This window comes from Amycolatopsis tucumanensis (assembly GCF_021654135.1).
Lineage (GTDB): Bacteria > Actinomycetota > Actinomycetes > Mycobacteriales > Pseudonocardiaceae > Amycolatopsis_E > Amycolatopsis_E tucumanensis.
Window position 1 is genome coordinate 19,358 of the sequence record NZ_JAKGSD010000081.1, and the last position, 9,808, is coordinate 29,165.

Below are 9,808 nucleotides of genomic sequence, written 5' to 3' on the forward strand. Positions count from 1 at the left end.
TCTGAGGTGGCTCCTCGCGAGGACAGCGCCGACGTGGTGAACCGGCGTTCATGAGGAGGCGATCCCACAGCGAGGGGCCGCCTCAGGTTCCGCTACCGGCACCGCTACGCAAGCCGCCAGACTTCGAGGATCCCAACGTTTCCCCAACTCGGAAACGGCACGGTGGCACCCATCACACCGATGTGATCGAGTGAATGGAGTGCTTCCATGGCCTACGCCAAGCCCGGTGCCGACGGCAGTGTCGTCAGCTTCGCCGCGCGGTACGACAACTTCATCGGCGGTGACTGGGTCGCACCGGCCGAGGGACGCTACTTCGAGAACCCGTCGCCGGTCGACGGCAAGGTGTTCTGCGAGGTGGCGCGTTCGTCCGCGGCCGACATCGACCTCGCCCTCGACGCGGCCCACGCCGCCGCCGAGAAGTGGGGCGCCACCTCGACCACCGAGCGCGCCAACATCCTGAACAAGATCGCCGACCGCATCGAGGACCACCTCGAGGAGCTCGCGGTGGCCGAGACCTGGGAGAACGGCAAGCCGGTCCGCGAGACCCTGGCCGCCGACCTGCCGCTGGCCGTCGACCACTTCCGCTACTTCGCGGGCGCCATCCGCGGGCAGGAAGGCAGCATCGCCGAGATCGACGCCGACACGGTCGCCTACCACTTCCACGAGCCGCTGGGTGTGGTCGGCCAGATCATCCCGTGGAACTTCCCGATCCTGATGGCCGCGTGGAAGCTCGCGCCCGCGCTGGCAGCAGGCAACTGCGTCGTGCTCAAGCCCGCGGAGCAGACCCCGGCGTCGATCCTCAAGGTGATCGAGGTGATCGCCGACCTGCTGCCGCCGGGCGTGCTCAACGTCGTCAACGGGTTCGGCATCGAGGCCGGCAAGCCGCTGGCGTCCAGCTCCCGGATCGCCAAGATCGCGTTCACCGGTGAGACCACCACCGGGCGGCTGATCATGCAGTACGCCAGCGAGAACATCATCCCGGTGACGCTGGAACTGGGCGGCAAGAGCCCGAACATCTTCCTGCCCGACGTGGCCGACGCCGACGACGACTACCTGGACAAGGCCGTCGAGGGCTTCGTGATGTTCGCGCTCAACCAGGGCGAGGTGTGCACCTGCCCGTCGCGTGCGCTGGTCCACTCGGCGATCTACGACGAGTTCATCGGCCGCTGCATCGAGCGCACCAAGGCCATCAGCGGCGGCAGCCCGCTCGACCCGTCGACGATGATCGGCGCGCAGGCGAGCAACGACCAGTACGAGAAGATCCTGTCCTACATCGACATCGGCAAGAAGGAGGGCGCCGAGGTCCTCGCGGGCGGTGGCGCTCGCGAGGTCGCCGAGCACCCCGGCGGCTACTACATCGAGCCGACGATCTTCCGCGGCACCAACGACATGCGGATCTTCCAGGAGGAGATCTTCGGTCCGGTGGTGTCGGTGACGACGTTCGACTCCGTGGACGAGGCGCTGAAGATCGCCAACGACACCCTGTACGGCCTCGGCGCCGGCGTGTGGACGCGCGACGGCAACGCCGCCTACCGGCTCGGCCGCGGCATCAAGGCCGGTCGCGTGTGGACGAACTGCTACCACGCCTACCCGGCGCACGCGGCGTTCGGCGGCTACAAGAAGTCCGGCATCGGGCGCGAGACCCACAAGATGATGCTGGACCACTACCAGCAGACCAAGAACCTGCTCGTCAGCTACTCGGCCAAGAAGCTCGGCTTCTTCTGATGGTGCAACGGGTCTCGATGACCGGGGCCGCGGTCGCCCTGCTGCGCCGGCTGATCGAGCAGCACGGACCGGTGATGTTCCACCAGTCCGGCGGCTGCTGCGACGGCAGCGCACCGATGTGCTACCCGGACGGCGAGTTCCGGGTGGGCGACTCGGACGTGCTGCTCGGCCACGTCGGCGACGGCACACCGTTCTGGATGAGCGCCGACCAGTACGCCTACTGGCGGCACACCCACCTGACGGTGGACGTCGTGGCCGGGCGGGGCAGCGGGTTCTCGCTGGAGGCGCCCGAAGGCGTGCGCTTCCTGATCCGGTCCCGCCTGCTCACCGACGAAGAACTGGCCCTGCTGGACAACTGAAGAACCGCGAGAAAGGCCCGGACCCCGCGTCCGGGCCTTTTTCGCGTCCAGGGGCACCTGTCCGATCGGGCAGGTGCGCGCCCCGCCGGTCGTGCGGAGTCGCGTGCCGGGCGAGGAGTATTGCGCCACAAGCGTTTCCGCGCCGTGCCAGGGGAGCTAGCTTCGGTGTGCGCGTCACCACAGTCGCTCGTCGCGCAGGAAGGAAAAGTGCGTCATGCAGGTCGACGAATTGCTGAAGCCGTTCCCCATCAAGGAGTTCCACCCGTTCCCGCGGGCGCTCCTCGGCCCCGGGGCCCACGAGATGATCGGCCCGGAGGCGCTGAAGCTGGGCTTCAAGAAGACGCTGGTGATGACGAGCGGGCTGCGCGGGTCCGACATCGTCCACAAGATCACCGAGTCGATGAAGTACCACGGGCTCGAGGTCGTGCTCTACGACAAGGTCGAGTCCAACCCCAAGGACTACAACGTCATGGACGCGGTGAAGCTGTACCAGGAGAACAAGTGTGACAGCTTCGTCTCCATCGGCGGCGGCTCCTCGCACGACGCCTGCAAGGGCGCCCGCATCTCGGTCGCGCACGACGGCCGCAACGTCAACGACTTCGAGGGCTTCAACAAGTCCGAGAACCCGCGCAACCCGCCGCACATCGCGGTGTCCACCACGGCAGGCACGGGCTCCGAGACGTCCTGGGCCTACGTCATCACCGACACCACCACCGACCCGGACAACCCGCACAAGTACGTCGCGTTCGACGACGCCTCGGTGGCGACGCTGGCGATCGACGACCCGGTGCTGTACTACAGCTGCCCGATCGACTACACCGCGCAGTGCGGTTTCGACGTGCTGGCGCACGCTTCCGAGCCGTACGTGTCGCGGCTGAACTTCGAGCCGTCGCTGGGCAACGCACTGCGGGCCATCAAGCTCACCGCGGAGAATCTGCGCCAGGCCACCTGGAACCCGAGCGAGCTGTCCGGCCGTGAGGGCATGATGTACGCGCAGTACATCGCCGCGCAGGCGTTCAACTCCGGCGGGCTCGGGATCATCCACTCCATCTCGCACGCGGTCAGCGCCTTCTACGACACCCACCACGGCCTGAACAACGCGATCGCCCTGCCGCGCGTGTGGGCGTTCAACATGCCGGTGGCGTACAAGCGGTTCGCCGACATGGCCGAGGCGATGGGCGTGGACACGCACGGCATGACCGACGTGCAGGCGGCGGACGCCGCTCTGGCGGCCGCGATCCGGCTGCTGCGCGACGTGGGCATCCCGGAGAAGTTCACCGACGTCACCCAGGACAGCTACTCGAAGAACCGGCTCGGCCAGGGCCCGACGAAGTTCTACGAGCAGGCGAGCGTCATCAAGGGCGACGACGAGGACGTGGACCGCATCACGAACCACGTCCTCGGCGACGCCTGCACGCCGGGCAACGCCAAGGAGTGCACGTTCGAGACCGTGCGTCCGGTGGTCGATCACTGCATGAACGGCGACCTGGACGACCTGCTCAGCTGAAGGTCCGATCGCACAGGCTTGCGGAGCGGTGCGGGTGGCGGAACCTCAGACGCCCCCTCGCTGTGGGATCGCCGACTCATGAATCCCCGCCCGCCAGCCCGACCACCACCCCTCACGGTCGCGCTGCGCGCGGCAGTGCCGATCACCACGTCGGCGCTGTCCTCGCGAGGAGACGTCTGAGAACCCGCGGCGGTGCCGGTTGACGGCCCACCGCAAGCGGCTCCGCCGCTTCACAAGCACAACTGCCGGGGGCGGGCTGGACGGGGCCGCCCCCGGCACCCCTACCGAGGAGGGTTTGGCGTGACCGCATTCGACTCCGTCGAGGAGGCGGGGAAGGCGCTCGCGGCGCAGGGTTACCTGACCGACGACCGGCTCGCGACGATGGTGTTCCTGATGACCCGGCTGGAGAAGCCGGTGCTGCTGGAGGGCCCGGCCGGCGTCGGCAAGACGGAGCTCGCGAAGTCGCTCGCCGCGGCCACCGGGCGGCGGCTGCTGCGCCTGCAGTGCTACGAGGGCCAGGACGAAGCCAGCGCGCTCTACGAGTGGGACTACGGCAAGCAGCTGCTCTACACCCAGATCCTCCGCGAGAAGATCGGCCAGCTCGTGGCCGACGCGCCGGACCTGCACGACGCGGTCGACCGCATCGGCGCGCAGGAGAGCGTGTTCTTCTCCGAACGCTTCCTCGCCGCGCGCCCGCTGCTGGAGGCGGTCCGCTCCGAGGAACCGGTGGTGCTGCTGATCGACGAGATCGACCGCGCCGACGAGGCGCTGGAGGCGGTGCTGCTGGAGATGCTGGGGGAGTACCAGATCTCGGTGCCGGAGATCGGCACGTTCACCGCCCGCAACCGCCCGTACGTGATCCTGACCTCGAACAACACCCGCGACCTCGCCGCCGCCCTGAAACGCCGCTGCCTGCACCTGTTCCTCGACTACCCGTCGGCGGAGCGTGAGCTGGACATCGTGCGCAGCAAGGACACCGGCCTGCCCGAGGCGCTGGCCCGCCAGCTCGTGGAGATCGTGCGCGGCCTGCGTGAGCTGGAACTGCGCAAGTCGCCCAGCATCTCGGAGACCATCGACTGGGCGCGCACGCTCGCCGTGTTAGGGGTCGACGAGCTGACCGCGCCGGTGCTGTCGGACACCGTGTCGGTGGTGGTGAAGTACGACAAGGACGTGCGCAAGGCCCTCGAAGCCCTGCCGCGGCTGGTCGACCCGAACGCCGAGGTGCCCGAGACCCTGCACGGCCACGGACACGGGCACGTCCACGGCCACTCGCACGAGGCGCCGAAGGTCAGCGCCGACCGCGGCAGCCGGTCGTTCGGCCGGCGGTCCTAGGGACACGCGATGGAGGCCAGTCTGCACCGGTTCGTGCGGCTGCTGCGGCTGCGGGACGTCCGCATCTCGGTGCCGGAGACCATCGACGCCCTGCGCTGCGCGGCCGAGCCCGGCATCCTCGCCGACCGGGCCGTGCTCAAGGAGGCGCTGCGGCTCGCGCTCGTCAAGGACCACCGCGACGACCCGGCGTTCGACGAGATCTTCGACGCCTTCTTCGCGCTGGTGCGGGTCGGGCCGTCCGAGCACGGGCACGGCCACGGGCACAGCCACGACGACCTGTCCGACACCGGCGAGCTGGAGAGCTTCACCCTCTCCGAGGAGCCGAGCGAGACCCCGCAGCAGGGGCACGAGCACGGCAAGCCCAGCGACATCCGGGACTTCTTCGACCAGTCGGACCTGGCGCAGCAGTACAACCTGCACCAGGAGGCCAACAAGATCGACCTCGCGTCGATGACCGACGAGATCGTGTTCTCCACGGACAACGCCGTCGCCGGAGACGCCGGCTACCGGGTGCAGCTGGACACCGACCGCCTGCACGGCGCGGGCGCGCCCGGCCGGCTGTCCCAGGAGACCGGCACGAAGGTCGACGCCGAGCTGAGCATCGCCGAGCAGGACGCGCTGCTCGGCTGGCTCGAACAGGCCGCGGACGGCGACGAGGACGACGCCGCTCAGTTGCGCCGCCGCCTCGCCGGGGTGCTGGAGAACCTGCCGGAGGCGTTGAAACGGCACCTCGAAGCGTTGCTGGAGCTGGAGAACACGGTCGTCGAGACGCGGGAGAAGCGGGCCGCCCACGTCGACCAGGCCGGGGAGAGCGAGCGAGCCGAACTGGAGGAGTCGTTGCGCCGGCTCGCGTCGTCGCTGCGCGGCGCGCTGACGCACCGCAGGCGCATCGCCAGCGCGGGCCGGGTCGATCCGGGCCGCACCATGCGCCGCAACATGCGCTTCGACGGCATCCCGTTCAGCCCGGTCACCGTGCGGCGCGCGGAGGACCGGCCACGGCTGGTGGTGCTCGCCGACGTCAGCCTGTCCGTGCGGGCCACCGCGCGGTTCACCCTGCACCTGGTGCACGGCCTGCAGAACCTGTTCGCGCAGGTGCGCTCGTTCGCGTTCGTCGACGACATCGCCGAGACCACCGAGCTGTTCGCCGAGCACCCGGTGGAGCGCGCACTCGGCCTGATCTTCGGCGGCGACGTCCTCGACGTGGACGCCAACTCGAACTACGGCGCCGCGTTCGGCGAGTTCCTGGCCGAGCACTCCTCGGCCGTGACCCGCCGGACCACCGTGCTGGTGCTGGGCGACGGGCGGGGCAACGGCAACGACCCGAACCTGGGCGCCTTCGCCGAGATCTCCCGCCGCGCGCGGGAGACCATCTGGCTCACCCCCGAGCCGCGTTACTCGTGGGGCCTGGGCGGCTGCGACCTGCCCGCCTACGCCGAGTACTGCAGCAAGGTCCGAGTCGTCCGCGATCTGTCCGGATTGGACCGCGTCGCGCTGGACCTGGTGACCCGATGACCGCCGCGCTGGACCCGCTCGCGCCGTTCCCGGTCGCCGAGTACCTCGACGACCTGGTGCGCGTGGTGCGCGCCGAGGACGACGGGCGGTCCGCGGTCGTGCGCACCCCGCACTTCCGGCTGCACCGCGCCGGGCGGCGCATCGAGGTGAGCCACTGCCTGCGTCCCGACCAGCTGCACAACGGCCTGACCGCGCTGCTGATCGACGAGCTGTTCACGCCCGGCTGGCTGTGCGGCCAGGACATCTTCGAGCGCGTGTTCTGCGGCGTCGTCCGCAGCACCGTGCCCGACCCGGCCCGCGCCTGGGAAACCTTCTACGCCAACACCCTGGAGCACCTGCGCGATCCCCGCACCGCGCCCGGACTGATCGCGGGGATCGCGCCGGTGTACGCGCGGGTGCTGCGGCTCGTGCCGCCGGGCAGCGTGCTGGACCTGGGCTCGTGCTTCGGGTTCCTCGCGTTGATGCTCGCGCAGCGGCCGCGCACGACAGTGATCGCCTCCGACATCGTGGCCGGAACCATGCGGGTGCTGGACACGGTCGCCGCCGCCATGGACACACCGCTGCGCACGATGGTGTGCGACGCGGCGCGGGTGCCGCTGCCGGACCGGTGCGTCGACACCGTGACGGTCGTGCACCTGCTGGAGCACCTCGATCCCGCGACCGGCGCCGCGGTGCTGGCCGAGGCCCAGCGGCTGGCCCGGTCCCGGGTCGTCGTCGCCGTCCCCTTCGAGGAGGTCCCCAACGCCGACTACGGTCACGTGCGCCGCTTCGACCTCGCGACGCTCACCGGACTCGGGTCGGCGAGCGGATGGCGCCACCGCGTCTCCGGTTTCCACGGTGGCTGGCTGATCCTGGACCGCCGTCCCGCCTGACCGCGTTACCGCTCAACGAGGAGCACACGATGACCACTGCCGTTGCCACCGAAGCCCCCGTCCGCACCGAGATCACGGGCGATCCGGCCCTGATCGGGGTGCCCACCTTCATCGTCGGCGCGATCGCGCTCGGCCTGGTGCTGACCGGTTACGTCCCGGCCGGCGCCGTCGGCGCGTCCATCGCGATCATCCTGCCCGCCACCGGCCTGGGCCAGCTCGTCGCCGCCGTCTGGGCGGCCGCGCTGGGCCAGAACGCGGTGGCCGCCGTCTTCGGCGTGTTCACCGGTTTCTGGCTCAGCTACGCCGCGCTCGTGCTCGGCCTGATCCACGGCTGGTTCGGCATCACCGCCGACGCCGCGGTCGCCACGCAGGGCCTGTTCCTGATCGCTTGGCTGGTCACGGTGGTCCTGCTGACGCTGGGGACCCTGCGCCTGCCCGCCGCGTTCACGCTGTTGTTCACGCTGATCGACATCGCGCTCGCGCTGGTGCTCTACGGCACCGTGAGCGGTTCCACCTCGGCCACCACCGCAGGCGGGTACGTCGTGTTCGCCTTCACCGCGGTCGGCGTCTACCTGTTCGCCGGCGCCCTGTCGACGGCGACCGGCGGTCGCGGCCTGCCGCTGGGCCGTCCGGTCCTGCGCTGAGGCCGGGGCACCGGGCGGGCCACCCCGCCCGGTGCCTCAGATCAGGCCCCGCTTGCTCGCCTCGTACACCACTTCCGCGCGGCTGGAGGCGTCGATCTTGCGCATGATGTTGCGGACGTGGAACTTCACCGTCGTCTCGGAGATGAACAGCCGCGAGCCGATGTCGCGGTTGCTCAGCCCGCGTGCGAGCAGCTCCAGGACCCCCTGCTCGCGGCTGGTCAGCACCGGCTCCTCGGGCGCGGTGCGGATCGACCGGACCATCGCCGAAGCGGACCGCGAGTCGAACGCGCTCTCGTTGCGCGCCACCGCCCGGATCGACGACACCAGCCCGGTCGTGTCCACGTCCTTGATCACGTAACCGCGTGCGCCGCGGTGGATCGCCTCCACCACCAGCGCGTCGTCGAGGAACGTCGTCAGCACCAGGACGCCGAGGTCCGGGTACCGGGCGGTCAGCTCCGAGCAGATCTCCAAGCCCTCGGTGTCGGAGCCGGTCGACAGCTTCAGGTCCAGCAGCACGATGTCCGGACGGGTTCGCTCGACCACCGCGCGCGCTTCGGCCGCCGTGGCCGCCTCCCCGATGACGGTGATGTCCTCCTCGCGCTCCAGGATGGACCGCAACCCCTGCCGGACGATGGCGTGGTCGTCCACCAGCACGATCTTCAACGTCCGCTCACCCGTGATCATCACGCCGCCTCCGTGTCCAGCGGCAGCGGTATCTCCAGCAGCAACAGGATCCCCCCGATCCGGGACCGCCGGATCGACAGCGTCCCGCCCAGTTCCTCGGTACGGGCCCGCATGTTCGCGAGCCCGCGGTGCGCACCCGCCAGGTCCGTCGCCGAGGACAGCCGCAGCATCCGGCGCAGCTGCGCCGGATCACCGTCCCCGTCGTCGGCGATGGACAGCCGGATGGAATCCGCGCGGTAGTCCAGCCGGATCCGCGCGCGGGCCGCGTTGGTGTGCATCACGGTGTTGAACAGCGCCTCGCCGGTGATGCGCAGCAGCGAGTGCTCGGCCTCGCCGGGCAGCGGGACCGGCTCGCCGTGCACCGACACGCTCACCGTCAGGTCCGTCGGCAGGTGCACTGTGGACAGTCGTTCCAGCAGCACCGGCAGCGAGCCGGACGGCTCGGACTCGGAGTGGTGCAACGCGTAGATCGCCGCGCGCAGCCGTTCCACCGCGTGCCGGGTCAGGTCCTTCGCCCCGGTGAGCTTCTCCCGTAGCGCAGCGAGGTCCGCACCCGGCTCGGTCATCTCGGCGCGGCAGATCTCGATCATCATCCCGGCCGACAGGACGTCCTGCGTGACGCTGTCGTGCAGCTCGCGCGCGATCCGGTGCCGCTCGTCGTCGAGCGCCTGCCGCTGCATCACCTCGATCAGCCTGCGCTGCGTCTCCTGCAGCTCGGCGTTGCGGGCGGCCAGGTCGCGCGCCTGCTGCTCGGCTGCTTCGGACAGCGCCTCGGTCCGCCCGCGCAGCTGCATGGTGGCGTGCACGAGGTAGGAGTTGTGCAGCGCGACCGCGGCCTGGTTGGCCAGCACCCGCAGCACCGCCAGGTCGGTGTCGGCGATGTCCATGCCGGGCGCGGGCCGGGCGGCGATCCCGCCGACGGGCTCGCAGTCCAGGGTCATCGGCACCCGCACCCCGGACTCGGCGGGGTCCCCGGCCTCCCACGGCCTGCTCCGCAGGATCCGCAGGTGCGCGAGCGCGTCGGGCGGGAACAGCCGCTCGTCCTCGACCAGCTCGCCGCCGGTGAGCAGCAGGAACCGCGGCCGCGCCGCGCGCAGCGCGCCGTCGGCGACCGCGAACAGCAGCCAGTCCGCCTGCACGTGTTCCGCCGCGGCCCGCACTACCGCCTCGACC

The 9,808-nt window shown here is 70.3% G+C and carries 9 protein-coding genes; 7 read left to right on the forward strand and 2 right to left on the reverse strand.

Features of this window, described 5'->3' with window-relative positions; translation table 11 throughout:
* The first annotated feature begins 207 nt into the window (after positions 1-207).
* The 7 genes from adh to L2C96_RS41405 all read left to right on the forward strand — a co-directional run bounded on the left by adh (position 208) and on the right by L2C96_RS41405 (position 7,951).
* The gene (gene adh, locus L2C96_RS41375; RefSeq protein ID WP_020420254.1) at positions 208-1,725 is read left to right on the forward strand and encodes an aldehyde dehydrogenase; all 1,518 of its coding nucleotides are present in this window, start codon (positions 208-210) and stop codon (positions 1,723-1,725) included.
* Positions 1,725-2,084, forward strand: coding sequence for a DUF779 domain-containing protein (locus L2C96_RS41380; RefSeq protein WP_027934342.1), 360 nt, complete (start codon positions 1,725-1,727; stop codon positions 2,082-2,084). Before adh ends, L2C96_RS41380 begins: the two co-directional genes overlap by 1 nt.
* A 214-nt stretch (positions 2,085-2,298) precedes the next feature.
* Positions 2,299-3,591, forward strand: a complete 1,293-nt coding sequence (mdo, locus tag L2C96_RS41385) for an NDMA-dependent methanol dehydrogenase (protein ID WP_017984507.1) — start codon at positions 2,299-2,301, stop codon at positions 3,589-3,591.
* Positions 3,592-3,891: 300 nt separating this feature from the next.
* Positions 3,892-4,923, forward strand: a complete 1,032-nt coding sequence (locus L2C96_RS41390; RefSeq protein WP_237339980.1) for an AAA family ATPase — start codon at positions 3,892-3,894, stop codon at positions 4,921-4,923.
* 9 nt (positions 4,924-4,932) lie between these two features.
* Positions 4,933-6,435, forward strand: coding sequence for a VWA domain-containing protein (locus L2C96_RS41395; RefSeq protein WP_020420251.1), 1,503 nt, complete (start codon positions 4,933-4,935; stop codon positions 6,433-6,435).
* On the forward strand, positions 6,432-7,307 hold the full coding sequence (gene mftM, locus L2C96_RS41400) for a mycofactocin oligosaccharide methyltransferase MftM (RefSeq protein WP_237339981.1): 876 nt from the start codon (positions 6,432-6,434) through the stop codon (positions 7,305-7,307). Before L2C96_RS41395 ends, mftM begins: the two co-directional genes overlap by 4 nt.
* Before the next feature lie 29 nt (positions 7,308-7,336).
* Positions 7,337-7,951: a GPR1/FUN34/YaaH family transporter gene (locus L2C96_RS41405; RefSeq protein WP_027934347.1), complete on the forward strand. Its 615-nt coding sequence runs from the start codon at positions 7,337-7,339 to the stop codon at positions 7,949-7,951.
* A gap of 36 nt (positions 7,952-7,987) precedes the next feature.
* Here L2C96_RS41405 and L2C96_RS41410 read toward each other — a convergent pair whose 3' ends face one another.
* A complete protein-coding gene (locus L2C96_RS41410) occupies positions 7,988-8,635 on the reverse strand; it encodes a MadR family response regulator transcription factor (RefSeq protein WP_027936198.1) in 648 nt (215 codons plus the stop codon).
* Positions 8,635-9,808 (reverse strand): MadS family sensor histidine kinase (locus L2C96_RS41415; protein ID WP_237339982.1); only part of this gene is annotated, 1,174 nt, incomplete at its 5' end. The genes L2C96_RS41410 and L2C96_RS41415, both read right to left, overlap by 1 nt.